Annotated in this window: 24 protein-coding genes and 2 pseudogenes; 25 read left to right on the top strand and 1 reads right to left on the bottom strand. The window is 70.5% G+C overall.

What is annotated here, in order from left to right; all coding sequences use genetic code 11:
* Window positions 1-67: 67 nt before the first annotated feature.
* Window positions 68-1,624, top strand: coding sequence for a Rieske 2Fe-2S domain-containing protein (locus DEA06_RS03975; RefSeq protein ID WP_116646607.1), 1,557 nt, complete (start codon window positions 68-70; stop codon window positions 1,622-1,624).
* 351 nt (window positions 1,625-1,975) lie between these two features.
* On the opposite strand, the pseudogene DEA06_RS16780 reads toward DEA06_RS03975, so the two are convergent.
* Window positions 1,976-2,191: pseudogene (locus DEA06_RS16780) on the bottom strand (GIY-YIG nuclease family protein); the annotation flags it as partial.
* A gap of 475 nt (window positions 2,192-2,666) precedes the next feature.
* On the opposite strand from DEA06_RS16780, the pseudogene pyrR reads away from it, so the two are divergent.
* The 24 genes and pseudogenes from pyrR to trpA form a co-directional block, all read left to right on the top strand.
* A pseudogene (pyrR, locus tag DEA06_RS03985) lies at window positions 2,667-3,203 on the top strand (bifunctional pyr operon transcriptional regulator/uracil phosphoribosyltransferase PyrR); the annotation flags it as partial.
* Between the two features lie 7 nt (window positions 3,204-3,210).
* Window positions 3,211-4,215, top strand: coding sequence for an aspartate carbamoyltransferase catalytic subunit (locus tag DEA06_RS03990; protein WP_116646609.1), 1,005 nt, complete (start codon window positions 3,211-3,213; stop codon window positions 4,213-4,215).
* A complete protein-coding gene (locus DEA06_RS03995; RefSeq protein ID WP_116646610.1) occupies window positions 4,212-5,522 on the top strand; it encodes a dihydroorotase in 1,311 nt (436 codons plus the stop codon). Before DEA06_RS03990 ends, DEA06_RS03995 begins: the two co-directional genes overlap by 4 nt.
* Window positions 5,519-6,016, top strand: a complete 498-nt coding sequence (locus DEA06_RS04000) for a hypothetical protein (protein WP_116646611.1) — start codon at window positions 5,519-5,521, stop codon at window positions 6,014-6,016. Before DEA06_RS03995 ends, DEA06_RS04000 begins: the two co-directional genes overlap by 4 nt.
* The gene (carA, locus tag DEA06_RS04005; RefSeq protein WP_116646612.1) at window positions 6,013-7,167 is read left to right on the top strand and encodes a glutamine-hydrolyzing carbamoyl-phosphate synthase small subunit; all 1,155 of its coding nucleotides are present in this window, start codon (window positions 6,013-6,015) and stop codon (window positions 7,165-7,167) included. Before DEA06_RS04000 ends, carA begins: the two co-directional genes overlap by 4 nt.
* Window positions 7,167-10,454 (top strand): carbamoyl-phosphate synthase large subunit, encoded by a 3,288-nt coding sequence (carB, locus tag DEA06_RS04010; RefSeq protein ID WP_116646613.1) that lies wholly within the window; start codon window positions 7,167-7,169, stop codon window positions 10,452-10,454. Before carA ends, carB begins: the two co-directional genes overlap by 1 nt.
* Entirely contained in the window at window positions 10,451-11,305 is an 855-nt protein-coding gene (gene pyrF, locus DEA06_RS04015) for an orotidine-5'-phosphate decarboxylase (protein ID WP_116646614.1), read from the top strand. Before carB ends, pyrF begins: the two co-directional genes overlap by 4 nt.
* Window positions 11,298-12,197, top strand: a complete 900-nt coding sequence (gmk, locus tag DEA06_RS04020; RefSeq protein ID WP_116646615.1) for a guanylate kinase — start codon at window positions 11,298-11,300, stop codon at window positions 12,195-12,197. Before pyrF ends, gmk begins: the two co-directional genes overlap by 8 nt.
* Window positions 12,198-12,354: 157 nt before the next feature.
* Window positions 12,355-12,618: a DNA-directed RNA polymerase subunit omega gene (gene rpoZ / locus DEA06_RS04025; RefSeq protein WP_116646616.1), complete on the top strand. Its 264-nt coding sequence runs from the start codon at window positions 12,355-12,357 to the stop codon at window positions 12,616-12,618.
* 135 nt (window positions 12,619-12,753) lie between these two features.
* Entirely contained in the window at window positions 12,754-13,947 is a 1,194-nt protein-coding gene (gene metK / locus DEA06_RS04030) for a methionine adenosyltransferase (protein WP_116646617.1), read from the top strand.
* A gap of 1 nt (window position 13,948) precedes the next feature.
* Complete coding sequence (locus tag DEA06_RS04035; RefSeq protein WP_240606796.1) at window positions 13,949-15,955, top strand: primosomal protein N'; 2,007 nt, start codon at window positions 13,949-13,951, stop codon at window positions 15,953-15,955.
* Window positions 15,956-15,963: 8 nt separating this feature from the next.
* The gene (fmt, locus tag DEA06_RS04040) at window positions 15,964-16,890 is read left to right on the top strand and encodes a methionyl-tRNA formyltransferase (protein ID WP_116646618.1); all 927 of its coding nucleotides are present in this window, start codon (window positions 15,964-15,966) and stop codon (window positions 16,888-16,890) included.
* Window positions 16,887-18,254, top strand: a complete 1,368-nt coding sequence (locus DEA06_RS04045) for a transcription antitermination factor NusB (RefSeq protein ID WP_116646619.1) — start codon at window positions 16,887-16,889, stop codon at window positions 18,252-18,254. The genes fmt and DEA06_RS04045 overlap by 4 nt, the downstream gene beginning before the upstream one ends.
* 33 nt (window positions 18,255-18,287) lie before the next feature.
* On the top strand, window positions 18,288-18,965 hold the full coding sequence (gene rpe, locus DEA06_RS04050; RefSeq protein ID WP_116646620.1) for a ribulose-phosphate 3-epimerase: 678 nt from the start codon (window positions 18,288-18,290) through the stop codon (window positions 18,963-18,965).
* Window positions 18,966-18,986: 21 nt separating this feature from the next.
* Window positions 18,987-19,532, top strand: a complete 546-nt coding sequence (locus DEA06_RS04055) for a hypothetical protein (protein ID WP_116646621.1) — start codon at window positions 18,987-18,989, stop codon at window positions 19,530-19,532.
* Window positions 19,533-19,592: 60 nt separating this feature from the next.
* Window positions 19,593-19,856, top strand: coding sequence for a phosphoribosyl-ATP diphosphatase (locus tag DEA06_RS04060; protein ID WP_116646622.1), 264 nt, complete (start codon window positions 19,593-19,595; stop codon window positions 19,854-19,856).
* 44 nt (window positions 19,857-19,900) lie between these two features.
* Complete coding sequence (hisG, locus tag DEA06_RS04065) at window positions 19,901-20,743, top strand: ATP phosphoribosyltransferase (protein WP_116646623.1); 843 nt, start codon at window positions 19,901-19,903, stop codon at window positions 20,741-20,743.
* Between the two features lies 1 nt (window position 20,744).
* Window positions 20,745-21,509 carry an imidazole glycerol phosphate synthase subunit HisF gene (gene hisF, locus DEA06_RS04070; protein WP_116646624.1) on the top strand — a complete coding sequence of 255 codons (765 nt, stop codon included), beginning with the start codon at window positions 20,745-20,747 and terminating at the stop codon, window positions 21,507-21,509.
* A complete protein-coding gene (hisI, locus tag DEA06_RS04075; RefSeq protein ID WP_116646625.1) occupies window positions 21,506-21,865 on the top strand; it encodes a phosphoribosyl-AMP cyclohydrolase in 360 nt (119 codons plus the stop codon). The genes hisF and hisI overlap by 4 nt, the downstream gene beginning before the upstream one ends.
* On the top strand, window positions 21,862-22,455 hold the full coding sequence (locus DEA06_RS04080; RefSeq protein WP_116646626.1) for a Trp biosynthesis-associated membrane protein: 594 nt from the start codon (window positions 21,862-21,864) through the stop codon (window positions 22,453-22,455). The genes hisI and DEA06_RS04080 overlap by 4 nt, the downstream gene beginning before the upstream one ends.
* A 62-nt stretch (window positions 22,456-22,517) precedes the next feature.
* Complete coding sequence (locus DEA06_RS04085; protein WP_116646627.1) at window positions 22,518-22,748, top strand: DUF6704 family protein; 231 nt, start codon at window positions 22,518-22,520, stop codon at window positions 22,746-22,748.
* Between the two features lie 2 nt (window positions 22,749-22,750).
* Window positions 22,751-23,545, top strand: coding sequence for an indole-3-glycerol phosphate synthase TrpC (trpC, locus tag DEA06_RS04090; protein ID WP_116646628.1), 795 nt, complete (start codon window positions 22,751-22,753; stop codon window positions 23,543-23,545).
* Entirely contained in the window at window positions 23,542-24,801 is a 1,260-nt protein-coding gene (gene trpB / locus DEA06_RS04095; protein WP_116646629.1) for a tryptophan synthase subunit beta, read from the top strand. The genes trpC and trpB overlap by 4 nt, the downstream gene beginning before the upstream one ends.
* Entirely contained in the window at window positions 24,798-25,589 is a 792-nt protein-coding gene (gene trpA, locus DEA06_RS04100) for a tryptophan synthase subunit alpha (protein ID WP_116646630.1), read from the top strand. Before trpB ends, trpA begins: the two co-directional genes overlap by 4 nt.
* The last annotated feature ends 7 nt before the right edge of the window (window positions 25,590-25,596 follow it).

Here is a 25,596-nt window from a genome sequence, read left to right on the forward strand (position 1 = left end):
CTCGGCGGACCCAGGGCCGGCCCAGCGAGGCGACGTAGACTCGATCGGTCAGACACGAGAGGTATCCATGCGCATCACAGGGCTCGGGCACGCGGGAATGTTCATCGAGACGGCGGGCGGCAGCATCCTCTGCGACCCTGTCATCGGTCCGAGCTTCTTCGGTTCGTGGTTCCCGTTCCCCGACAACCGGGGGCTCGACTGGGAGCGCTTCGGCAAGGCCGATTTCCTCTACATCTCGCACCGCCACCGCGACCACTTCGACCCGGCGCTGTTGCGCAAATTCGTGCCCACCAGCATCCGCGTGCTTCTGCCCGACTATCCGACGGACGACCTCGAGTCCGACCTGCGTGCGCTCGGCTACGACAACATCGTCTACACCCGCGCGGGGGAGCCACTGGAATTCGGCGACCTGAAGCTCATGGTCACCCCGCTGCGGGCTCCCAGCGACGGTCCGATCGGCGACTCGTCACTGAGCGTCGACGACGGCACCGCCAGCGTGCTGAACCAGAACGACTCGCACCCGCTGGACCTCGACAAGCTGTTCGCGTTCGGCAAGCCCGATGCGTACTTCACCCAGGTCTCGGGCGCCATCTGGTGGCCGATGGTCTACGACCTGCCGCAGGACGCCAAGCAGAACTTCGCGCAGCTCAAGCGCGACGCGCAGAACAAGCGGGCGATGTACTACATCGACAAGGTGGACGCCGAGCACGTGTTCCCGATGGCAGGTCCGCCGATGTTCCTGCGCGAGGAGCTCTTCCGGTACAACGGAATGGGGCTCGAGAACGACTCGATCTTCACCGACCAGAGCCAGTTCCTCGCGCACATGAGCGAGCAGCGCCCGGCGCAGAAGGGCCACCTGTTCGTTCCGGGCACGCAGGTCGACGTGCACCACAGCGAGGTCGAGATCTCTCAGACGCTCTTCACCGACGAGGAGATCGAGCGGATCTTCACCGACAAGTGGGCCTACCTCGCCGAGCAGCGCGACAGCCGCCAGGCCGAGGTGCAGGCGGAGGAGGCCTCGCGGGCCGAGGTGCTGCCGCCCGCAGAGATGCTCGCCGCGATCAAGGAGTGGTGGGAGCCCCTCATCCGTCGGGCGCGCACCATCCGCAACGGCGTGGGCGGCAACGTGCGCTTCCGCATCGGCGAGCTCGACATGGTCGTGGACTTCCCGAAGGCCAAGGTGCGCGAGTACGCGGGGGAGGAGTGCGTGTACTGGTACACGATCCCCGCCGACCTCGTCTCGACCAACATCCGCGACCACGAGATCGACTGGTCGAACTCGATCTTCCTGTCGATGCAGTTCTCGGTCGGCCGCAGCGGCAAGTTCAACGAGTTCCTCACGACGTTCCTCAAGTGCCTCTCACGCGATCGCATCGAGTACGTCGAGAACTGGTATGCCGAGCAGTCCGACCAGACCGAAGACGCCGAGATCGACGGCTGGACCGTGCAGCGCCGTTGCCCGCACCTGCGCGCCGACCTGACGAAGACCGGCAAGATCGAGGACGGCGTGCTCACCTGCAGCCTGCACGACTGGAAGTGGGATCTGACCAGCGGCAAGTGCCTCACGACCCAGGGCCACCCGATCCGCGCGAGCCTCGTCGACGCATCCGTCCCGAGCGCCTGAACAGTCCGCCCCGCCTCGGTCGCTGCCCCGGCCGCCCTCGGTCGCTGAGCTTGCCGAAGCGTCCGCGTCCCCCTTGGTCGCTGAGCTTGCCGAAGCGTCCGCGTCCCCCTTGGTCGCTGAGCTTGCCGAAGCGTCCGCGTCCCCCTTGGTCGCTGAGCTCGTCGAAGCGTCCGCGTCCCCCTTGGTCGCTGAGCTCGTCGAAGCGTCCGCGTCCCCCTTGGTCGCTGAGCTCGTCGAAGCGTCCGCGTCCCCCTTGGTCGCTGAGCTTGTCGAAGCGTCCGAGGACCGCGATCGCGCCAGGGCAGGCAGATCGACGCCTCTTCGCTCGATGAGCGCGGACTTCTTCGCCCGGCTCCATCCCTGAACCTGCTTCTCCCGCGCGAAGGCATCATCGATGCGGTCGAATTCCTCGGCGTACACCACCTCGACGGGCCGCCGTTTGCGTGTGAAGTCGGCAGCCCACCCGTCATCGTGGTTGTGCTGCCATACGCGCTCGTCGAGGTCGAGACCGGTGCTACCGGTGTAGAACGATTTGTCCGCGCATCGGACGATGTACATCCAGGGCATAGGTCGAGGATCCACCGTTCGTCGCGAGCGCGGGGAGACCGAGGAGGAACCGTGGAGAATTCCGTGGGCGAGAAGACTCTGTGGATAAATGCCCCGGACCCTTCGACAGGCTCAGGGACCGACCACGCCACCCTTCAAGAGGCTCGGGACCGACCCGCTCCCATCCCGGACCCTTCGACAGGCTCAGGGACCGACCAAGCCACCCTTCACGAGGCTCGGGACCGACCCGCTCCCGTCCCGGACCCTTCGACAGGCTCAGCGACCGACCAAGCCACCCTTCGAGAGGCTCGGGACCGACCCGCTCCCATCCCGGACCCTTCGACAGGCTCAGGGACCGACCCCGGACCCTCCGACCAACGCAACGCCGGTCCTTCCACGGCGTCCGCGCACCCAAACACTGCTCTCTGACCGGGTAGGCTGGGGAGTGCACCACAGCAACCTTTAACACCGTCCAGAGAGGCGGAGAAGGGAGCGGCGGATGAGCACGCGCACCGTGCTTCATGAGGCCGACATCGCCCGCGCACTGACTCGGATCTCGCACGAGATCCTCGAGTCCAACAAGGGCCCCGACGATCTGGTCGTCCTCGGCATCCCCACCCGCGGCGTCACACTCGCCCATCGCATCGCCGCGCTCGTCGGCGAGTTCGGCGGCGCGGAGATCCCCGTCGGAGCACTCGACGTGACCATGTATCGCGACGACCTGCACCGCAACCCCACCCGCACCCCGCAGCCGACCCAGATCCCGCCGGGTGGGATCGACGGCAAGGTCGTGGTGCTGGTGGACGACGTGCTCTTCTCGGGCCGCAGCATCCGTTCGGCCCTCGACGCCCTGCAGGACATCGGTCGCCCCGCGGCCGTGCGCCTGGCGATCCTCGTCGACCGCGGTCACCGCGAGCTGCCCATCCGTCCCGACTTCATCGGCAAGAACCTGCCGAGCGGGCGCGACGAACGGGTCAACGTGCGCCTGACCGAGCACGACGGCGTCGAAGCCGTCACGATCGAGGGGCGGTGACGGGCGCATGAGAAACCTGCTCGATACCCGCACGCTCTCCCGAGAGGACGCCCTGCGCATCCTCGATGTCGCCGAAGACATGGCCGACACGCAACGGCGCGAAGTGAAGAAACTCCCGACGCTGCGGGGCAAGACCGTCGTCAACCTGTTCTTCGAGGACTCCACCCGCACCCGCATCTCGTTCGAGGCAGCCGCCAAGCGACTCTCGGCCGACGTCATCAACTTCTCGGCCAAAGGCTCGAGCGTGTCGAAGGGCGAGTCGCTCCAGGACACGGCGCAGACCCTCCAGGCGATGGGGGCGGATGCTGTCGTGATCCGCCACGGCGCATCGGGAGCCCCGCAGACCCTCGCCACGAGCGGATGGATCACCGCGGGCGTGGTCAACGCGGGCGACGGAACCCACGAGCATCCGACGCAGGCGCTGCTCGACGCCTTCACGATCCGCAAGCGCACATTCGGCGACGACAGTCGGGGTCGCGACCTCGACGGCCTCGCGGTCACGATCGTGGGCGACGTGCTCCACTCGAGGGTCGCGCGCTCGAACGTCTGGCTGCTGCACACCCTCGGCGCCTCGGTGACCCTCGTCGCGCCGCCGACGCTCGTTCCGCAGGATGTATCGACCTGGCCGGTGCAGATCGTCTACGACCTCGACGAGGCGATCGGCCGAGGCCCCGACGCACTGATGATGCTGCGCATTCAGCTGGAGCGCATGAACGCCGCGTATTTCCCCACTGAACGGGAGTATTCCCGGCGGTGGGGGCTGGACGCGCGGCGTGCAGCGGCCCTTCCGGACGGTAGCATTGTGCTGCACCCCGGGCCGATGAACCGGGGTATGGAGATCTCCGCCGAAGCCGCCGATTCGCCTCGCTCGACGGTGCTCGAGCAGGTCGCGAACGGTGTGTCGGTGCGGATGGCCGTGCTCTACCTGCTGCTCGCAGGGGAGCGCGCCGAGAACACCAGCAGCGCAGGGCATGCCCGCAGCGCAGGGACTAACAGGGAGGACGCACGATGACCGGAGTCCTGGTTCTTCGCGGAGCGAGCATCGAGGGCGCAGCGACGGCCGACATCGTGCTCGACGACGGAGTGATCGCCGAGATCGGCACGGGCCTGTCCCGCGCCGGCGCGACGGTCGTCGACGCCGAGGGCCTCGTAGCCCTACCCGGCCTGGTCGACCTCCACACCCACCTGCGCGAGCCCGGATACGAAGCATCCGAGACCATCCTCACCGGCTCGCGCGCCGCGGCGGCCGGGGGATACACGGCGGTGTTCGCCATGCCGAACACCTCGCCCGTCGCCGACACGGCCGGCGTCGTCGAGCAGGAGCTCGCTCTGGGGGAGGCCGCCGGGTACGTCCACGTGCAGCCCATCGGCGCCGTCACGGTCGGGCAGAAGGGCGAGCGTCTCGCCGAGCTCGGCGCGATGGCCGACTCCCGCGCCCGCGTCCGGGTGTTCAGCGACGACGGCTTCTGCGTGTGGGACCCGCTGATCATGCGGCGCGCGCTCGAATACGTCAAAGCATTCGACGGCGTGGTCGCGCAGCACGCCCAGGACCCACGGCTCACCGAGGGCGCACAGATGAACGAGGGCTCGGTGTCGGCCGAACTCGGACTCACCGGGTGGCCGGCGGTCGCCGAAGAGTCGATCATCGCCCGCGACGTGCTTCTCGCCGAGCACGTCGGCTCACGCCTGCACGTCTGCCACCTCTCGACTGCGGGATCGGTCGACATCATCCGTTGGGCGAAGAAGCGCGGCGTCGCCGTCACCGCCGAGGTCACGCCGCACCATCTGCTTCTTACCGACGAGCTGGTGCGCGGGTACGACGCCCGGTTCAAGGTGAACCCGCCCCTGCGCCGCGAGGAAGACGTGATGGCGGTCCGCGAAGGACTCGCCGACGGCACGATCGACATCGTCGCGACCGACCACGCCCCCCACCCCTCCGAGGCGAAGGCCTGCGAGTGGCAAGCGGCGGCGAACGGGATGGTCGGGCTCGAGAGCGCCCTCCGTGTGGTGCAGCAGGCCGTCGTCGACACCGGGATGCTGACGTGGGCCGACGTGGCGCGGGTCATGTCGCGGATGCCCGCCCGCATCGGCCGCCTCGACGACCACGGCACGCCCCTGACGGTCGGCAGCCCGGCGAACATCACCCTCTACGACCCGCGCGCCGCGCGCACCTTCGGCACGGCCGATCTGCGCGGGCGCAGCACGAACTCGCCGTACCTCGGACGTGAGCTCCCCGGCGACGTTCGCTGGACGATCCACCGCGGTCGCGTCACCGTCGCCGACGGCGAGCTGCGCGACGACCCGGCGGCCTCGCTATGACCCGCGAAGCGCTCCTGACGATCATGATCGGGCTCGCCGTGGTCTGTCTGGGCCTCCTCGCCTGGTCGTGGTGGCGTCGCGCGCGACGCGACGCCGCATACCCGGCACCGTTCGGCGAGCTCCCCGACGACGCCCGGACCCTGTCGACGTTCACCACCCTCTACGTCGCGACCACCCGCCACGCACAGCCGCTCGAGCGCCTGGCGATCCGCGGCCTCGGATTCCGCTCGCGTGCCGACGTCACGGTGACCGACAAGGGCATCGCCCTCGACCTCGCCGGCACGCCCCGCATGACGATCACCCCCGACCGTCTCGTGGATGCCGCGCAGGCCACCGTCGCCATCGATCGCGTGGTCGAGCGCGACGGCCTCACCCGCATCACGTGGCGCGTGTCACCCGACACCCTCGTGGACTCGTACATCCGCCCGCAGGAGGCATCGGCGCGCCAACTCGCCGATGCCATCCGCCCGCTCCTCCCGACAGGAATCGCATGACCGCCACGCCCCACACGGAGTCCGCCGTCCTCGTCCTCGAAGACGGCACACGCTACGTCGGCCGCGCCTACGGCGCCGTCGGCACGACCCTCGGGGAGGTCGTCTTCGCCACCGGCATGACCGGCTACCAGGAGACGCTGACCGACCCCTCGTACGCCGGACAGATCGTTCTGCAGACCGCACCGCACATCGGCAACACCGGCATGAACACCGAAGACCGCGAGTCGCGCCGCATCTGGGTCTCGGGCTACGTCGTACGCGACCCCTCCCGCGTGGTGTCGAACTGGCGCTCCGAGGAGACCCTCGACGTCGCGCTCGACACCGACGGCGTCGTGGGCATCAGCGGCATCGACACCCGCGCGGTGACCCGACGCATCCGTTCCGTCGGATCGATGCGCGGCGGGATCTTCTCCGGCGACGCCGCGAGCATCGACGCCGAGGAGCAGGTGCGCATCGTCCGCGAGGCACCCGAGATGACCGGCCTCAACCTCTCCGCCGAGGTGTCGGTGAGCGCGGCCGAGGTCACCGAGGCGACGGGGGAGAGGATCGGTGCCCTGGCCGTGCTCGACCTCGGCGTCAAGCAGGCGACGATCGTCAACCTCGCCGCCCGCGGGTTCGACGTGCACGTGCTCCCGCAGAGCGCGACGATCGACGACATCCGCGCGATTGATCCGGTCGCGGTGTTCTACTCGAACGGACCGGGCGACCCCGCAGCATCCGACGACCACGTGGAACTGCTGCGCGCCGTGCTGGATGACCGTCTGCCGTTCTTCGGCATCTGCTTCGGCAACCAGCTGCTCGGCCGTGCCCTCGGTCTCGGCACCTACAAGCTGCCGTTCGGTCACCGCGGCATCAACCAGCCCGTGCTCGACAAGACCACCGGTCGCGTCGAGATCACCGCGCACAACCACGGATTCGCCGTGGACGCGCCCCTCGACGGCGACTTCGAGAGCCCGCACGGCTACGGCCGGGTGGAGGTCAGCCACGTCGGACTCAACGACCAGGTCGTCGAAGGCCTCCGCGCCCTCGACATCCCGGCGTTCAGCGTGCAGTACCACCCGGAGGCCGCCGCCGGCCCCCACGACGCCAACTACCTCTTCGATCGGTTCCGTGACATGGTCATCGCCGCGAACACGAAGGACAACAACTGATGCCCAAGCGCGACGACATCCGCTCCGTCCTCGTCATCGGCTCCGGCCCGATCGTCATCGGCCAGGCGGCCGAGTTCGACTACTCGGGCACGCAGGCCTGCCGCGTGCTCCGCGAAGAGGGGGTGCGCGTCATCCTCGTGAACCCGAACCCGGCCACGATCATGACCGACCCCGATTTCGCCGATGCCACCTACATCGAGCCGATCACGCCCGAGATCATCGAGACCATCCTGATCAAGGAGAAGCCCGACGCGATCCTGCCGACGCTCGGCGGTCAGACGGCCCTGAACGCCGCGATGGCCCTGCACGACCGCGGCATCCTCGAGAAGTACGGCGTCGAACTCATCGGCGCGAAGGTCGACGCGATCCGCAAGGGAGAGGACCGCCAGGTCTTCAAGGAGCTCGTGCTCGCCTCCGGCGCCGACGTCGCCGCATCCGTCATCTGCCACACGATGGACGAACTCCTCGCCGGCGCCGAGAAGCTCGGCTACCCGCTCGTCGTGCGGCCCTCGTTCACCATGGGCGGACTCGGTTCGGGCTTCGCCTACGACGAGGCCGATCTGCGCCGCATCGGCGGCGCGGGCCTGCACGACTCGCCCACGACCGAGGTGCTCCTGGAGGAGTCGATCCTCGGCTGGAAGGAGTACGAGCTCGAGATGATGCGCGACACGGCCGACAACACGGTCGTCGTCTGCTCCATCGAGAACGTCGACCCCGTCGGCGTGCACACCGGCGACTCGATCACCGTGGCACCCGCGCTCACCCTCACCGACCGGGAGTACCAGAAGCTCCGCAACATCAGCATCGACATCATCCGCGCCGTGGGCGTGGACACCGGCGGATGCAACATCCAGTTCGCCGTCGATCCCGCCACCGGGCGCATCATCGTCATCGAGATGAACCCGCGCGTCTCGCGCTCATCGGCCCTGGCGTCGAAGGCCACCGGCTTCCCGATCGCGAAGATCGCCGCGAAGCTCGCACTCGGATACCGCCTCGACGAGATCCCCAACGACATCACGAAGGTCACCCCGGCCAGCTTCGAGCCGACGCTCGACTACGTCGTGGTGAAGGTGCCGCGCTTCAACTTCGAGAAGTTCCCGGCCGCCGACGTGACGCTCACGACCACCATGAAGTCGGTCGGCGAGGCGATGGCGTTCGGACGCAACTACGCGACCGCCCTGCAGAAGGCGCTCCGCTCACTCGAGAAGCGCGGATCCAGTTTCCACTGGGGCGACGAGCCGCGATCGGTCGACGAGCTGCTGGAGGTCGCCAGAACGCCCACCGACGGCCGGATCGTCGTGCTGCAGCAGGCAATGCGCAAGGGCGCGACGGTCGAGCAGGCTTTCGATGCCACGGCGATCGACCCGTGGTTCCTCGACCAGATCGTGCTCATCAACGAGGTCGCCGAGACGATCCGCACCGCCGCCGAACTGGATGCCGACACCCTGCGCCTCGCGAAGGACCACGGTTTCAGCGACGTGCAGATCGGGCAGCTGCGCGGCGACGACGAGGCCGAGGTGCGCGGAGTGCGGCACGGTCTCGGCATCCGTCCGGTCTACAAGACCGTCGACACCTGCGCGGGAGAGTTCCCGGCGCTGACCCCTTACCACTACTCGAGCTACGACTCCGAGACCGAGGTCGCCCCGTCCGACCGCACCAAGGTCGTCATCATCGGCTCCGGCCCGAACCGCATCGGTCAGGGCGTCGAGTTCGACTACTCGTGCGTGCACGCCTCGTTCGCGCTGTCGGACGCCGGGTACGAGACCATCATGGTCAACTGCAACCCCGAGACGGTCTCGACCGACTACGACACCTCGGACCGCCTGTACTTCGAGCCGCTCACGCTCGAGGACGTGCTGGAGGTGCTCCACGCCGAAGCGGCGTCGGGCACGATCCTCGGCGTCATCTGCCAACTCGGCGGCCAGACGCCGCTCGGCCTGGCGAAGGGCATCGAGGAGGCCGGGTACACGATCCTCGGCACCTCGCCCGAGGCCATCGACCTGGCCGAGGAGCGCGAGCTCTTCTCGCGCCTTCTCGATGAAGCGGGCCTCATCGCTCCGCGCAGCGGCACCGCGATCGACGTCGACGGTGCCGTGGTGATCGCCGAGGAGATCGGCTACCCGGTGCTCGTGCGCCCGAGCTTCGTGCTCGGCGGGCGCGGTATGGAGATCGTCTACGACACTGCGAGCCTGCGCGACTACTTCGTGCGCGTCGCCGACCAGGCCATCATCGGCCCCGGCCTGCCGTTGCTGGTCGACCGCTTCCTCGACGACGCGATCGAGCTCGACGTCGACGCGCTCTACGACGGCGCCGAGCTCTACATCGGCGGCGTGATGGAGCACCTGGAGGAGGCCGGCATCCACTCCGGCGACTCCAGCTGCACCCTGCCGCCGGTCTCGCTCGGGCGCTCCGACATCGACCGGGTGCGGGTGGCGACCCTCGCGATCGCGGAGGGCGTAGGCGTGCGGGGCCTCCTCAACGTGCAGTTCGCGATCTCGGCGGGTGTGCTCTACGTCATCGAGGCGAACCCCCGCGCGAGCCGCACCGTGCCCTTCGTGTCGAAGGCCCTCGGCATCCCCCTGGCGAAGGCTGCAGCGCGCGTGATGTCGGGCACGTCGATCGCCGACCTGAAGGCGGAGGGCCTGCTGCCCGTCGCCGACGGCTCGCGCGTGCCACTCGACGCCCCCGTGGCGGTCAAGGAGGCCGTGCTCCCCTTCAAGCGGTTCCGCACCAAGGAAGGGCACATCGTCGACTCGGTGCTCGGCCCCGAGATGCGCTCGACCGGCGAGGTCATGGGCATCGACCGAGACTTCCCGACCGCGTTCGCCAAGAGCCAGGAGGCGGCCTACGGCGGCATGCCGCTGTCGGGAACCGTCTTCATCTCCGTCGCCGACGCCGACAAGCGCGCGGTGATCCTCCCGGCCCATCGCCTGCAGGAGCTCGGGTTCGAACTCATCGCGACGGAGGGCACCGCCGAGATCCTCGCGCGCAACGGCATCCGCGTGCGCGTGGTGAACAAGTACTCGGCGACCCAGGAGTCGGGAGAGACGAACATCGTCGACCTCATCAACGCGGGCGAGATCGACATGATCGTCAACACCCCGAGCGGCGGGCTCGCCCGCGCCGACGGATACGAGATCCGTGCGGCCGCGGTCGCCGCCGACAAGGCGCTGTTCACGACGATGGCGGTGCTCGGCGCGGCCGTGAGCGCTCTCGGAGTGCTCGGCGAGGGCTTCGAGGTTCGCAGCCTCCAGGAGTACGCCGCCGACCGGGCCGCACGACTGTGACCACGTTCGGCCAGCGACTCACCGGGGCGCTCGATGCGCACGGCGCGCTCTGCGTGGGGATCGACCCCCACGAGGCGCTGCTGAAGACCTGGGGACTGGCTGCGTCGGCCGACGGGATCCGCGAGTTCGGACTCCGCGTGGTCGAGGCATCCGCCGGTCGCGTGGGGATCGTGAAGCCCCAGGTCGCGTTCTTCGAGCGGTACGGCTCGAAGGGCTTCGCGGCGCTGGAGGACGTGATGGCCGCCGGCCGCGACGCCGGCCTCCTCGTGATCGCCGACGCCAAGCGCGGCGACATCGGCTCGACCATGGAGGGCTACGCCTCGGCGTGGCTGCAGCCGGGCTCGCCGTTGGAGGCGGACGCGGTGACTCTCAGCCCCTACCTGGGGCCCGACTCGCTCGACACGACGCTGAAGACGGCGCTCCGGCACCGGAAAGGCGCGTTCGTCCTCGCCGCGACCAGCAACCCCGAGGCCGCGGTCGTGCAGCAGGCGCTGGTCGACGACGATGCTCCCCTCGAGGGCCAGCGCGTCGCCGAGCGGGTCGCCCGCGACGTCGGGTCGATGAACATGGGCCTCCCCGGGGCGCTCGGCTCCATCGGCGTCGTGGTCGGCGCCACGGTCGACCGCAAGGCGTTCGGCCTGACCGACATGGCGCTCGCGGGTACGCCCATCCTCGCGCCGGGCTTCGGTGCGCAGGGCGCCGACCCCGCCGACATCCCGCGCCTGTTCGGCTATGTCGCCATGAACGTGATCGCCAACGAGAGCCGCAGCATCCTCGCCGTCGGGCCCGACCGACTCGCCGACCGTATCGCCGAGCGCGCCGCCCTGTACCGAGGAGCCGACCGTGGCTGATGCCCCCCGACCGCCCGAGGTCGACCGGGTCGCCGCATCCCGTCGCGCCGTCGCCGCTCGGCGCGCCCGCGCCGCGCTGAAGCGCGACGTCGCCACCCGGGTGATCAGCCCGCAGGAACTGCTGCGTCGCGCGCTGGCCGACCCGGAGTCGGCGGCCGGCGCCATGCGCGTGACCGACTTCCTGACGGCCATTCCGGCGATCGGCGAGGGCAAGCGCGATCGCATCCTCGCCGATCTCTCCATCTCGCCGGTCAAGCGCCTCGGCGGCCTCGGCGCCCGCCAGCGCCGCGCCCTCGCCTCCTTCCTCGATTCCCGCTGGCCCGAGCCCGGCCCGCGCGCCGGTCGCAGCCGGCTCGTCGTGCTCGCCGGTCCGACCGCGGTCGGGAAGGGCACGGTCGCCGCGCACATCAAGGAGCACTACCCCGAGATCCACCTGTCGGTCTCGGCCACCACGCGACCGCCCCGCCCGGGTGAGATCGACGGCGAGCACTACTACTTCGTCGACGACGCCGAGTTCGATCGCATGATCGCCAGCGGAGCGCTGCTCGAGTACGCGACCGTGCACAACAAGCACCGCTACGGCACACCCCGCGAGCCGATCGAGCGCGTTCTCGACGGCGGGGGAACAGCGCTGCTCGAGATCGACCTGCAGGGGGCCCGGCAGGTTCGGGCCGCCGACCCGTCGGCGACGCTCGTCTTCCTCCTGCCGCCGAGCTGGGACGAACTCGTGCAGCGGCTCGTCGGCCGTGGCACCGAGGACGCCGAGGAACGCGCCCGGCGCCTGCGCACCGCCCGCGTCGAGCTCGCCTCGCAGAACGAGTTCGACTACCGCGTGGTCAACGACGAGGTGCCCGCCGCGGCCGACGCCGTCGTGGCGGTCGCGGCGCGCTGACCCGTCGAGAGTGCCCGTTTGCGCCGCAGGTGCCCGCGATCTGGGGCACGAACGGCAGGAACGGGCACTCTCGGCTGCCGGGTGGCGGAGGCGGTAGACTGAGAGGATGCTTCGGCGCCTGGCGCGCCGCATCCGCCACCGAACCAGGAGGTTCCGCATGCCGACTCGTAACCAGGGCATCATCGACCCGCCCATCGACAGCCTTCTCACCAAGGTCGACTCGAAGTACCAGCTCGTGATCTACGCGTCGAAGCGCGCCCGCCAGATCAACGACTACTACTCCGATCTGCACGAGGGCAACCTCTTCGACAACGTCGGCCCCCTCGTCGACTCGACCGTCGAAGACAAGCCGCTGACCATCGCGCTCCACGAGATCCACGAAGACAAGCTGCGCCTGCGCGCTGTCGAAGAGGCCGTCTGAGCGATCGCTCCTCGCAGCGATCTTCCCTCCGCGTCGCCCCGGCGGCGTGGATGACGAAGTAACAAGGGCCCCGGGCCGGCTGTCGGCCACCCGGGGCATACTTGTGCCATCCCCGACCCGCCGATCAGGAGCACCATGACCGAGCTGCGGCTTTTCACGTCCGAGTCCGTCACCGAGGGGCACCCCGACAAGATCTGCGACCAGATCTCCGACAGCATCCTCGACGCCATCCTCCGCGAAGACCCCACGGGCCGCGTCGCCGTCGAGACGCTCGTCACGACCGGGCTCGTCCACGTCGCCGGCGAGGTCTCCACGAGCGCCTACGTCGAGATCCCCGCGATCGTGCGCGACGTCGTGAACCGCATCGGCTACACCTCGAGCGAGACAGGCTTCGACGGAGACTCCTGCGGGGTCAGCATCTCGATCGGTGCGCAGTCCTCCGACATCGCCTCGGGCGTCAACAAAGCCTTCGAGCAGCGCGAGCGCGGCTCGGTCGACCCCCGCGACGAGCAGGGGGCCGGTGACCAGGGCATCATGTTCGGCTACGCCACCACCGAGACCCCCCAGCTCATGCCGATGGCGAGCTGGACCGCGCACCGCATGGCCGAGCGCCTCGCCGCGGTGCGCAAGTCCGAGCAGCTGCCGTTCCTGCGCCCCGACGGCAAGACCCAGGTGACGCTCGGTTACGACGGCCAGGTGCCGAAGACGGTGGAGTCGGTCGTCCTGTCGACCCAGCACCACCCCGGGGTGTCGCAGGAAGACCTGCGCGAGCGGGTGCGCGCCGAGATCATCGACCCGGTGCTCGAGCAGACGGGTCTCGACCTGCCCGACGTGAAGTACTACATCAACCCCGCCGGCCCCTTCGTCGTCGGCGGTCCCAAGGGCGACGCCGGTCTCACGGGGCGCAAGATCATCATCGACACCTACGGCGGTGCGGCGCGTCACGGCGGCGGAGCGTTCAGCGGCAAGGACCCCTCGAAGGTCGACCGTTCGGCCGCCTACGCCATGCGCTGGGTCGCGAAGAACGCGGTCGCGGCGGGCCTCGCCGACCGGCTCGAGCTGCAGATCGCGTACGCGATCGGCAAAGCCCAGCCCGTCGGTCTCTACGTCGAGAGTTTCGGCACCGGCCACATCGACGACGACGCGATCACCCGGGCCGTGCTCGAGGTGTTCGACCTCCGTCCGAAGGCGATCATCGATCGCCTCGACCTCCTCCGCCCCATCTACGCGCAGACCGCCGCCTACGGGCACTTCGGTCGCGAGCTTCCCGACTTCACGTGGGAACGCACCGACCGGGTGGAGGAGCTGCGCGCGGCCGCAGGTCTGTGAGGTGTCGGCACCGGGTGCTGACCTCGGCGTGACGCCGCGGCGCGTCGCGCGGGTGCTGTTCGAGTCGCCGCTGCCGCAGCTCGACCGTCTGTTCGACTACGCCATCCCCGACCGGCTCGCCGACGAGGCCGTGCCCGGCGTACGAGTGCGGGTGCCCCTGCGCACCGCAGGACGCCTCGTCGACGCCTACGTCGTCGAGACCGACGACGACCCGGGGGAGCGCCCGCTGTCCGAGATCGACGCGGTGGTCTCACCCGTACCGGTTCTCACCCCGGGGCTCTACGCCCTCGCGCGTCGGGTCGCCGATCGGGCGGCGGGGTCGGCGGCCGACATCCTGCGCCTGGCGATCCCGAAGCGCATGGTGCGCGCGGAGAAGACCTGGGCGGCGGCGCCCGAACCCGACGCGCCGCGCGTCTCCGACGACGCCCTCGCACGCGCTGACGCGGTGATCGCCGGGTTCCCTGCCCTCGGCGGTCACCTCGACTCCGGTGCGCGCATCGCCCTCGACGCGCCCCCTCGCCCCTCGACCGCGATCGCGGTCGGCGAATGGGCCGTCGTGCTGGCCGCGGCGGCCACGCGCACGCTCGCCCGGGGGCGCAGCGCCATCGTCGTAGTGCCCGACTACCGCGACCAGGCGCAGCTGACGGCCGCGCTGGCGCTCTTCGTCGACGACGACGCGGTGATCCGGCACGACGCCGACCAGTCCAACCCCGCCCGCTACGGGCAGTTCCTCCGTTCATTGTCCGACGCGCCCTGCATCGTGGTGGGGCGACGCTCGGCCGTCTACGCTCCCGCGCACGACGTCGGGCTCGTGGCCATCTGGGATGACGGCGACTCCCTTCTCTCCGAGCAGCTGTCGCCGGGGGTGCACGCGCGTGACGCGGCTCTCGTGCGTCAAGAGCTCGAGGGGTCGGCGCTGCTGTTCGCCGGCCACACCCGCACCACCGAGGTGCAGCGCCTCGTCGAGATCGGCTTCGTGCACGAGGCACCCGCCGCCCGCCGACCGTCGCCGCGCATCGTGCTCAGCGCGACGCGCGAGGGAGAGAACCGTGGCTCCCGCGTGCCGTCCGCGGCATTCGCCGCCGCCCGTGAAGCACTGAAGCAGGGCCCGGTTCTCGTGCAGGTCGCCCGGCCCGGTTACGCGCCCTCGCTGGTCTGCGGCGAGTGCCGGCGGCCCGCCCGCTGCCGTCACTGCACGGGCCCCCTCCGCGCCGCCCGGCCGGGAGCCGTGCCGGTCTGCGCGTGGTGCGGACGCGCGGCGCACTCCTGGGTCTGCCCGCACTGCGAGGCGACGACCCTGCGCATGTCTTCGTCGGGCAGCGAGCGCACGGCCGACGAGCTCGGGCGCGCCTTCGCCGGCACGCGCGTGATCGTCTCCGACGGCCAGCATCCGCTCAGCGAGGTCGAGCCCCGCCCCGCGCTCGTGATCGCGACGCGGGGCGCCGAGCCGGTCGTCGCCGGGGGCTACCGAGCGGTGATCCTCCTCGACGGAGAGCGGATGCTGCAGGCCGAGGCGCTGCGGATCGGCGAGCATTGCCTCCGATGGTGGTCGAACGCCGCCGCGCTGGCGGCACCGGGGGCGCCGGTGCACCTCGTGGGCGTGGCCGGGCCCGTCGCCCGTGCTCTCGCCACCTGGACGCAGCCCGCGTACGCGCGCGCGGAGCTCGCCGACCGGGCTCCGCTGCACATGCCGCCGGCCGTGCGGCTCGCGACGGTCGAGGGCGCCGCGAAGTCGGTCGATACGGCGCTGGCGACCCTCCGTACCGACGTTCCGTCACTCGGGGCCGCGGCGATCCTCGGCCCGGTCGTCACGGGGGAGCCGGGCGTCGCCCCGACGGCCCGTGCGCTGGTGCGGTTCGAGTACCCGCTGGGCCGCGCGGTGGCCGAGAGCCTCCGGGCATCCGTCGTCGCCGACGCTCTGCGGGCTCGTCGTTCTCCCCGCGAGCGCGGCCCGCGCCCGCGCAATACACTGAAAGTTCGGCTCGACGTCGCCGAACCCGACCTCTGAGGAGACTCATGCGCCTCGTCTTCGCCGGGACTCCCGAAGTCGCCGTCCCGTCCCTCCGCGCACTCGCGGCGAGCGGTCACGAGCTGGTCTCGGTCGTCACCCGCACCGATGCACCGCAGGGCCGACGCCGCGTGCTCACTCCGTCGCCGGTCGCTGCGGCCGCCGACGAGCTCGGGCTCGTCGTGCACAAGACCTCACGCCTCGACGAGGCCGTGACGGCCCGCATCGCGGGGGAGGCCCCCGACCTCGGGGTGATCGTGGCGTACGGCGGCCTCGTCCGCGAGCCGCTCCTGACGACCCCCCGGTTCGGCTGGATCAACCTCCATTTCTCGCTCCTGCCGAGCTGGCGGGGCGCGGCCCCCGTGCAACGCGCGCTGATCGCCGGCGACCGCGTCTCGGGTGCGAGCGTGTTCCAGCTCGTCGCCGAGCTCGACGCCGGGCCGGTCTTCGCCGAGGAGCCCTACGCCGTGCCCGAGGGTGCGACGTCGGCCGATGTGCTCGCCGCCCTCGCCGAGCGCGGTGGTCCGCTTCTCACGCGCGTCGTCGACGGCATCGCCGACGGCTCGGCGCGATCGGTCGCGCAGACCGGAGAGCCGACGTTCGCGGCCAAACTCACCCTCGCCGACGGCGTCCTCGACTGGACGGCGGACGCCGCGACAGTGCTCGCCCGCCTTCGCGGTGTGACGCCCGAACCGGGCGCTCACACGACGGTCGACGGTGCTCGGCTGAAGGTTCTCGCCGCACGCCCCTTCCCGGCCGCCGACGGCGTTCCGCTCACCTCGGGCGCCATCGCCGCGGTCGGGCGCAGCGTGATCGTGGGGACGGCCACCGACCCCCTCGAGCTGCTCACCGTCCAGCCCGCGGGCAAGCCCGCCATGGCGGCGGGCGACTGGTGGCGGGGTCTGCGCACCGACAACCCGGTGGCGGGCTCGTGAGCGTCCAGGGGGCGCGCCGGGTCGCCTTCGACGTGCTCCACGCCGTCTCGACCGACGACGCCTACGCCAACCTGCTGCTCCCGCACGAGATCGGCCGGGCGAAGCTCGACACGCAGGACGCCGCTCTCGCGACGGAGCTGACGTACGGAACCCTCCGCCGGCGCGGCACCTATGACGCGCTCATCTCGCTCGTCGCGAAGCGTCCGATCGAACAGATCGACCCCGTCGTGCTCGACGCGCTGCGCCTGGGGACGCACCAGCTGCTCTCGACACGCGTGGCCTCGCACGCCGCCGTCAACGAATCGGTCGAACTCGCCCGGGCGGATGGCTCGCGCGGCGCTCCCGGCTTCGTCAACGCCGTCCTGCGGGGCATCTCGCGCGAGACGCCCGGCCACTGGTACGAGCAGCTCGAGCACTCCGCGCGGTCCGACGACGAGCGACGGGGGATCACCACGTCGCATCCGGTCTGGATCCTCCGCGCCTTCCGTCGTGCGCTCGGCGCCGAGGGGCGCGGGGCCGAGCTCGATGCCCTCCTCGACGCCGACAACGACGCTCCCCGCGTGGGCATGCTCGCCCTCCCCGGCCTGGCGGAGCGCCCGGAGGGCGCACGGGCCACGCCCTACTCGCCCGACGGCTTCATCCTGGGCGGGGGCGACCCCGAGCGACTCGTGCGCGAGTCGGGCGGCCGCGTGCGCGTGCAGGACGAGGGTTCGCAGCTGGCCGCGTACGCGCTCACCCGCGCCGAACCCGTGCGTCCCGGCGAACGCTGGCTCGATCTGTGCGCCGGTCCTGGCGGTAAGACCGCTCTGCTCGCGGCCGAGGCCCTCGCGAACGGTGCGACGCTCGACGCGAACGAGATCATCCCGGCGCGCGCGGGACTCGTCCGCCGTGCCGTCTCCGGCGTGCCCCTCGAGGTCGAGGTGACCGAGGAAGACGGGCGCACCCGGGCCGCGCGCACACCCGACGCCTACGACCGCGTGCTCGTCGACGCCCCGTGCACCGGGATCGGCGCGTTGCGCCGGCGTCCTGAAGCGCGATGGCGGAAGGCTCCGACCGACGTCCCGGCCCTCGCCGATCTGCAGCGCGAGCTCGTCTTGGCGGCGTTCACCGCCGTGAAGCCCGGCGGGATCGTCGCCTACGTGACCTGTTCGCCGCACCTCGCCGAGACGGCGGGCGTCGTCGCCGAGGTGCGTCGGGAGCTCGGCGACACCGTCGAGGAGCTCGACGCCCGCGAGGTGGTGGGCCGCGTCTCGCGGACCCCGATCGATCTCCCGGCGCAGGAGGACGGCTCGGGACGCGCACAGCTGTGGCCCCACCGCCACGGAACCGACGCGATGTCGATCGCCCTCCTTCGCAAGCGCTGACGTCGCTCCCGACGCGGGCGACATAATGGTGCGGTGTCAGACCCCACCGGATTCCGCGTCAACCCCAGCATCCTCGCCGCCGATTTCGTCAACATGCAGGCCGAGCTCGCCCGCATCGACGGCGCCGACTTCGTGCACGTCGACGTGATGGACAACCACTTCGTCCCCAATCTCACGTTCGGGCCGCAGATGGTCGGACGCATCCAGGAGACGAGCCCGGTACCGCTCGACGTCCATCTCATGATCGACGCGCCGGAGCGATGGGCTCCCGAATACGCCGAGCTGGGTGCCGCCTCCGTCACCTTCCACCTCGAGGCAGCAGCCGAACCCGTCGCCCTCGCCCGGCGACTGCGAGAGATCGGAGCCCGCGCGGGGGTCGCCGTGAAGCCCTCGACGCCCGTGGACGGTCTCTACGACGTCCTCGACGAGTTCGACCAGATCCTCGTCATGACGGTCGAGCCCGGTTTCGGCGGGCAGTCGTTCATGCCCGACACGATGCCGAAGCTCCGCGCCCTGTCTGACGAAGCCCGGCGCCGCGGCTCCGCCGTCTGGCTGCAGGTCGACGGTGGCATCTCGGCCTCGACGATCGCCCAGGCCGCAGAGGCGGGCGCCGACACGTTCGTCGCCGGATCGGCCGTCTTCGGCTCCGACGACCCGGATGCGGCGATCCGCAGCCTCCGCGCCATGGCCTCGCGCGCACACCGACACTGACCGACCATCACCGAGGAGACGATGAGCGAGACAGACGACGCACCCGCGGGGCCCGAGCAGCCGCGCGGCATCCGCCAGACCGGAGCGCATCACGCTCGACGCCTGCTCGGCGCGTACAGCGGGGAGCACGGGGTCTACGGAATCGTGCTGGTGACCGCGCTCATCGCCGGCGAGATCGATGCCGACACCGACGACGACGTCATCGTCTTCGTGCTGGGCACGGTGGCCGTCTTCTGGCTCGCCCACATCTACGCCGCGGTCGTCGCCAGTCGCGCCACGCAGCCCGCGCCGCCGCTGCGCAGAGCGATCCGCGACGGGGTGCGGCACTCTTCGGGCATGGCTCTGGCGATGCTCATCCCCGTCGTGCTGCTGATGACCGCGGGCCTCGGCGTCGACGAATGGATCGCCTACTTCGCCGCGCTGTTCAGCGGCATCCTGATACTCGGCGCGATCGGATACCTCAACGCCCGACGCAACGGCAGCCGGTGGCCGTGGCGGATCGCGGGCGTGCTCACGACGATGCTTCTGGGCATCGTGATCATCCTTCTCAGCATCGCCGCCCACTGAACCGCCGCCCGTGGCGTCGGTGCGACGCCGACGGGCCGCGCGGTTCGATACCCTGGCAGAGTGAAGACGTTCGACGCCCTGTTCGCCGAGCTCAGTGCGAAGGCGATCGAACGCCCCGCCGGCTCCGGCACGATCGCCCAGCTCGACGCGGGGGTCCACGCGATCGGCAAGAAGATCGTCGAGGAGGCCGCCGAAGTCTGGATGGCCGCCGAGTACGAATCCTCCGAGGCCGCCGCCGAGGAGATCTCGCAGCTGCTGTACCACCTGCAGGTGATGATGGTCGCGAAGGGGCTGACCCTCGAAGACGTCTACCGACATCTTTGAGCGTTCCGCGTTCGCCCCACCCCCTCGACCCGAAAGTCTCCGCCATGCTGCGAATCGCCGTGCCGAACAAGGGCTCCCTCTCCGAGACCTCCGCCGCGATGCTCGCCGAGGCCGGTTATACCGGCCGCCGCGACCCGAAAGACCTGCACACCATCGACCCGACCAACGACGTCGAGTTCTTCTACCTGCGGCCCAAAGACATCGCGACCTACGTGGGCTCCGGCGCACTCGACGTCGGTATCACCGGGCGCGATCTGCTCCTGGACGCCCGCATGCCCGGCGCGCGTGAGATCGAAGCCCTCGGCTTCGGTGGGTCCACGTTCCGCTTCGCCGCTCGCCCTGGTCGGTTCTCCGACATCTCCGAGCTCGAGGGGCTGCGCGTGGCGACCGCCTACCCGGGCCTGGTCGACGGCTTCCTCGACGAGCGCGGGATCGCGGTCGACCTCGTCCCGCTCGACGGGGCCGTCGAGTCGGCCGTGCAGCTGGGGGTGGCCGACGCCGTCGCCGACGTCGTCTCCACCGGCACGACCCTCCGCCAAGCAGGTCTCGAGATCTTCGGCCCGGTGATCCTCGAATCCGACGCCGTGCTCGTCTCGGGCCCGGTCGAGGCCGAGGGCACGCAGACGCTCCTGCGCCGCCTCAAGGGCGTCATGGTCGCCCGCCGGTACGTGCTGATCGACTACGACCTGCCCGCGCGGCTGGTCGACGAGGCGGTCGCGATCGCCCCCGGCATCGAGTCGCCGACCATCTCGCCCCTGCGCGACCCCGAGTGGGTCGCCGTCCGCGTGATGAGCCCCCGCAAGGGCGTCAACCAGGTCATGGACGCGCTGTACGCGATGGGTGCCCGCGCGATCCTCGTGACCGAGATCCACGCCGCGAGGCTCTGACGTGTCGCTCGCGCGCCGTGTCATCCCGTGCCTCGACGTCGCCGGCGGCCGGGTGGTCAAGGGCGTCAACTTCCTCGATCTGCGCGACATGGGCGACCCGGTCGAGCTCGCCCGCCTCTACTTCGCGCAGGGCGCCGACGAGATCACCTTCCTCGATGTGACCGCGACGGTCGATGAGCGCTCGACGACGTACGACGTCGTGCGCCGCACCGCCGAAGAGGTCTTCATCCCGCTCACGGTGGGCGGTGGCGTGCGTTCGGACGAGGACGTCGCGAGGCTCCTCGGCGTGGGCGCGGACAAGATCGGGGTGAACTCCGCCGCGATCGCCCGTCCCGAGCTCCTCGACGAGATCGCCGACCGCTTCGGCTCGCAGGTGCTGGTGCTTTCGCTCGACGTGAAGCGCGCGGCATCCACCCCGTCGGGATTCGTGGTGACCACGCACGGCGGCCGCACCGAGACGACGCTCGACGCCCTCGAATGGGCGAGGGAGGCCATCGAGCGCGGCGCGGGGGAGCTGCTGGTCAACTCGATCGACGCCGACGGCACGAAAGCGGGCTTCGACCTCGAGCTGACCTCGCTCATGCGCGAGATCTCCAGCGTCCCGGTGATCGCGTCGGGCGGAGCGGGATCGGTCGACGACTTCGCCCCCGCCATCCACGCCGGAGCCGACGCGGTGCTCGCCGCATCCGTCTTCCACTCCGGCGCGCTCACCGTCGGTGACGTCAAGGCCGCGCTGGTGGCAGACGGGATCGAGATCCGCACATGACCGACACGATCGACGAACGCCTCGGCAGGGTCGTCTTCAACGCCGACGGGCTCGCCCCGGCGATCATTCAGCAGTGGGACACCCGCGAGGTGCTCATGCTGGCCTGGATGAACGCGGAGGCACTGCGCCGCACCCTCACCGAAGGACGCGTCACGTTCTGGTCGCGCTCGCGCGGCGAGTACTGGCGCAAGGGTGACACGTCCGGACACGTCCAGCATGTGCGCGGCGCACGTCTGGACTGCGACGGCGACGCGATCCTCATCGAGGTCGACCAGGTCGGAGCCGCGTGCCACACGGGCACGCGGACATGCTTCGACGCCGACGATCTCGCCCCCGCGGTCGAAGGGGCTTCATGATCCGCCGCGCGCGCCTGCTGACCGTCCTCAGCATGCTCGTGGCCGGCGCGATCGGGGTGATCGGCTCCACCCAGACGTGGATCTCCGTCGTCCTGGCCGACGGCGCCTCGGAACCGCTCCTCGTGGCGGGTGCCGACGCGCTGCCGATCCTGACACCGCTCAGCCTCGCAGCCCTCGCACTGGGCGCCGCGATCTCGATCACCGGCATCGTGCTGCGCTACCTCTTCGGCCTGCTCAGCATCGCCATCGGCGCGATCCTCGGGGTGCTCACCGCGCAGATCGCCGTCGCGGCACCCGTGTCGTCGTTCGCCGGCGCGGTGACCGATGCGACGGGCATCGGAGGAACGGATGCTGTCGCCGCGCTCGTCTCGTCGATCACGGCGACCCCGTGGCCGGGCGTCACGCTCGTCGCTCAGGTCGTGCTCGTTCTGGCCGGCGTCTTCACCCTCGTCACCGCACGGCGGTGGCGCGGGAGCGCCGACCGCCGTTACCAGACCGCGTCCGCGGCGGCCGGTGGCGACGGCTCGCGGCCGCACGACGCGATCGACTCGTGGGACGACCTGTCTCGCGGCGACGATCCCACCGCCTGAGAGCGGCACCGGTAGACTTCACCTCAGCGCGCACGATCGCGCCGACACCACCAAGGAGCCCCATGAGCAACCCCCTCGGCGACCCCGGCCACGGACACTCGCCGGCAGCCTGGACCGCCATCACGATCATGCTGATCGGATTCTCGATCGGCACCGCCGCGTTCTACTTCGATCAGCCGTGGCTCGTGTGGGCGTCGGTCGGGCTCGTACTGGTGGGCCTCCTCGTCGGTGCCGTGCTCAAGCGGGCAGGCTACGGCGTCGGCGGTTCCAAGGTCACGGTCAAAGACCATTGAGCATGCTCGCCGACCTCACGGCCGGCGCGGTGGAGGACTCGCAGGCACGAGCAGCTGAGACGCCGCTCGCCGAGGTGGAGCGCGCCGCCGCCGACCGCGCCCCGGCCCTCGACGTGCTGGCGGCGCTCGCGCCGAGCGACCGCGTCAAGATCATTGCCGAGGTCAAGCGCGCGAGCCCGTCTCGCGGCGACCTCGCGTCGATCCCCGATCCCGCGCACCAGGCGAACCTGTACGAGACCGGCGGAGCGTCGGTCATCTCTGTGCTCACCGAGGGCCGTCGATTCAAGGGATCGCTCGCCGATCTCGAAGCGGTCAAGGGTTCGGTCGGCATCCCCGTGCTCCGCAAGGACTTCCTGGCGACGCCCTACCAGGTGCTCGAGGCCCGAGCCTCCGGGGCAGACCTCGTGCTGCTCATCGTCGCCGCGCTCGACCAGCCGACGCTCGCCGAGCTGTTCGAGTTGACGAACCAGCTCGGGATGACGGCTCTGGTCGAGGCCCATTCCGCCGATGAGGTCGCCCGAGCCGCCGATATCGGAGCGCGCCTCATCGGCGTCAACGCCCGAGACCTCTCCACGTTCGAGCTCGACCGCGATCTGTTCGGCCGCCTCGTCGACGGCATCCCCGACGACGCCGTCAAGATCGCCGAGTCGGCGGTGCTCGCGCCCGCCGACGTCGCGCACTACCGCGCCGCCGGCGCCGATGCCGTTCTCGTCGGCGAGGCGCTCGTCACCGGCGACCCCGTCGCCACCCTTCGCCGATTCCTTGACGTCGGCGACACCCGAGGAGTATCCGCATGAGTCTTCGCACCGAGAACGGTCCATATTTCGGCGACTTCGGCGGGCGATACATGCCCGAGTCGCTCATCGCCGCGATCGACGAGCTGACGGCGGTCTACGAGACCGCGATCGTCGACCCGGCCTTCCTCGACGAGCTGCGTGAGCTGCTGCGCTCGTACGCCGGTCGACCCTCCGTACTCACCGAGGTTCCGCGTTTCGCCGAGCACGCCGGCGGCGGGCGGGTCTTCCTCAAGCGCGAAGACCTCAACCACACCGGCTCCCACAAGATCAACAACGTGCTCGGGCAGGCCCTGCTCACCAAGCGGCTCGGCAAGACCCGCGTCATCGCCGAGACGGGCGCCGGCCAGCACGGCGTCGCGACGGCCACGGCGGCGGCCCTGTTCGGCTTCGACTGCACCATCTACATGGGCGAGGTCGACACCGAGCGGCAGGCCCTGAACGTCGCGCGCATGCGCCTACTCGGCGCCGAGGTCGTCCCCGTGACGACCGGATCGCGCACGCTGAAGGACGCCATCAACGAGGCCTACCGCGACTGGGTGTCGAGCGTCGAGACGACGAACTACATCTTCGGGACGGCGGCGGGTCCGCACCCGTTCCCGGCCATGGTGCGCGACTTCCAGAAGGTCATCGGCGAGGAGGCGCGCGCGCAGTTCCTCGACGAGCTCGGACGCCTCCCCGATGCGGTGTTCGCCTGCGTCGGAGGCGGCTCGAACGCGATCGGCATGTTCGACGCCTTCCTGGACGACGATGCCGTGCGCCTCTACGGCGTGGAGGCGGCGGGCGACGGTGTCGACACGCCCCGCCACGCCGCATCCATCGAACGCGGCCGCCCGGGCGTGCTGCACGGCGCGAAGACGTTCGTGCTCCAGGACGAGGACGGCCAGACCGTCGAATCGCACTCGATCTCCGCCGGCCTCGACTACCCGGGGGTCGGCCCCGAGCACGCGTGGTTGTCGTCGATCGGGCGCGCCGAGTACATCCCCGCGACCGACGACGAGGCGATGCAGGCTCTGCGCCTGCTGTCGAAGACGGAGGGCATCATCCCCGCCATCGAGTCTGCGCACGCCCTCGCGGGGGCCCTCCGCATCGGCCAGGAGCTCGGCTCCGACGCCGTGATCGCGATCTGCCTGTCGGGCCGCGGCGACAAGGACATGGACACCGCCGCCCGCTACTTCGAGCTGTACGACGCCGAGAACGCTCCGGTCGTCGTGCCCGAGGCGGAGGACGACGCCAAGGGAGAGGGGATCGAGCTGTGACCTCTCGCGTCGCCGCGGCGATCGACGCCGCGCACGCAGCCGGGCGCGGCGCATTCGTCGCCTACCTGCCGGCCGGTTTCCCCGACATCCAGACCAGCATCGACGCCGCGGTGGCTCTCGCCGAGAACGGCGCGGACATCCTCGAGATCGGGCCGCCCTACAGCGACCCGGTGATGGACGGCCCGATCATTCAGGAGGCCACCCAGGTGGCCCTGGCCGCCGGCTTCCGTCTGAGCGATCTGTTCACCGTCATTCGCGAGGTCACGCGTCGCGTCGAGGTGCCGGTGCTCGTGATGACGTACTGGAATCCCGTCCTGCAGTACGGAGTCGATCGCTTCGCCGACGACCTCCTGGCTGCCGGGGGCGCGGGTCTCATCACCCCCGACATCACCCCCGACGTGGCCGAGGAGTGGATCGCCGCGAGCGAGCGCACCGGACTCGACCGCGTATTCCTGGCTGCTCCCACCTCGACCGAGGAGCGCCTCGCGCTCATCGCGCGGTCGTCGACCGGCTTCGTCTACACGGTCTCGACCATGGGCATCACGGGCGAGCGCACCGAGCTGGACGCCGCCGCGCGCACTCTCGTGGCGCGCCTGCGTGAGCACGGCGCCGAGCGCGCCTGCGTCGGCATCGGCATCTCGACCGCCGACCAGATCGAGGGCGTTCTCGAGTACGCCGACGGCGCGATCGTCGGCACCGCGCTGGTCAGGGCGTTGCGCGACGGCGGCGTCGACGGGCTCGCCGAGACCGCGAGGGCCCTGTCTGCGGGCACCGCCGATCGACTCTAGACTTCTG

This window comes from Microbacterium sp. Gd 4-13 (assembly GCF_003095395.1).
GTDB lineage: Bacteria > Actinomycetota > Actinomycetes > Actinomycetales > Microbacteriaceae > Microbacterium.

Bases quoted from the DNA above. Each gene is read 5' to 3' on its own strand.
- DEA06_RS03975 (WP_116646607.1), top strand. From the start codon at position 68: ATGCGCATCACAGGGCTCGGGCACGCGGGAATGTTCATCGAGACGGCG.
- DEA06_RS03990 (WP_116646609.1), top strand. From the start codon at position 3,211: ATGAGAAACCTGCTCGATACCCGCACGCTCTCCCGAGAGGACGCCCTG.
- DEA06_RS03995 (WP_116646610.1), top strand. From the start codon at position 4,212: ATGACCGGAGTCCTGGTTCTTCGCGGAGCGAGCATCGAGGGCGCAGCG.
- DEA06_RS04000 (WP_116646611.1), top strand. From the start codon at position 5,519: ATGACCCGCGAAGCGCTCCTGACGATCATGATCGGGCTCGCCGTGGTC.
- carA (WP_116646612.1), top strand. From the start codon at position 6,013: ATGACCGCCACGCCCCACACGGAGTCCGCCGTCCTCGTCCTCGAAGAC.
- carB (WP_116646613.1), top strand. From the start codon at position 7,167: ATGCCCAAGCGCGACGACATCCGCTCCGTCCTCGTCATCGGCTCCGGC.
- rpoZ (WP_116646616.1), top strand. From the start codon at position 12,355: ATGCCGACTCGTAACCAGGGCATCATCGACCCGCCCATCGACAGCCTT.
- metK (WP_116646617.1), top strand. From the start codon at position 12,754: ATGACCGAGCTGCGGCTTTTCACGTCCGAGTCCGTCACCGAGGGGCAC.
- fmt (WP_116646618.1), top strand. From the start codon at position 15,964: ATGCGCCTCGTCTTCGCCGGGACTCCCGAAGTCGCCGTCCCGTCCCTC.
- DEA06_RS04055 (WP_116646621.1), top strand. From the start codon at position 18,987: ATGAGCGAGACAGACGACGCACCCGCGGGGCCCGAGCAGCCGCGCGGC.
- hisG (WP_116646623.1), top strand. From the start codon at position 19,901: ATGCTGCGAATCGCCGTGCCGAACAAGGGCTCCCTCTCCGAGACCTCC.
- hisI (WP_116646625.1), top strand. From the start codon at position 21,506: ATGACCGACACGATCGACGAACGCCTCGGCAGGGTCGTCTTCAACGCC.
- DEA06_RS04080 (WP_116646626.1), top strand. From the start codon at position 21,862: ATGATCCGCCGCGCGCGCCTGCTGACCGTCCTCAGCATGCTCGTGGCC.
- DEA06_RS04085 (WP_116646627.1), top strand. From the start codon at position 22,518: ATGAGCAACCCCCTCGGCGACCCCGGCCACGGACACTCGCCGGCAGCC.
- trpC (WP_116646628.1), top strand. From the start codon at position 22,751: ATGCTCGCCGACCTCACGGCCGGCGCGGTGGAGGACTCGCAGGCACGA.
- trpB (WP_116646629.1), top strand. From the start codon at position 23,542: ATGAGTCTTCGCACCGAGAACGGTCCATATTTCGGCGACTTCGGCGGG.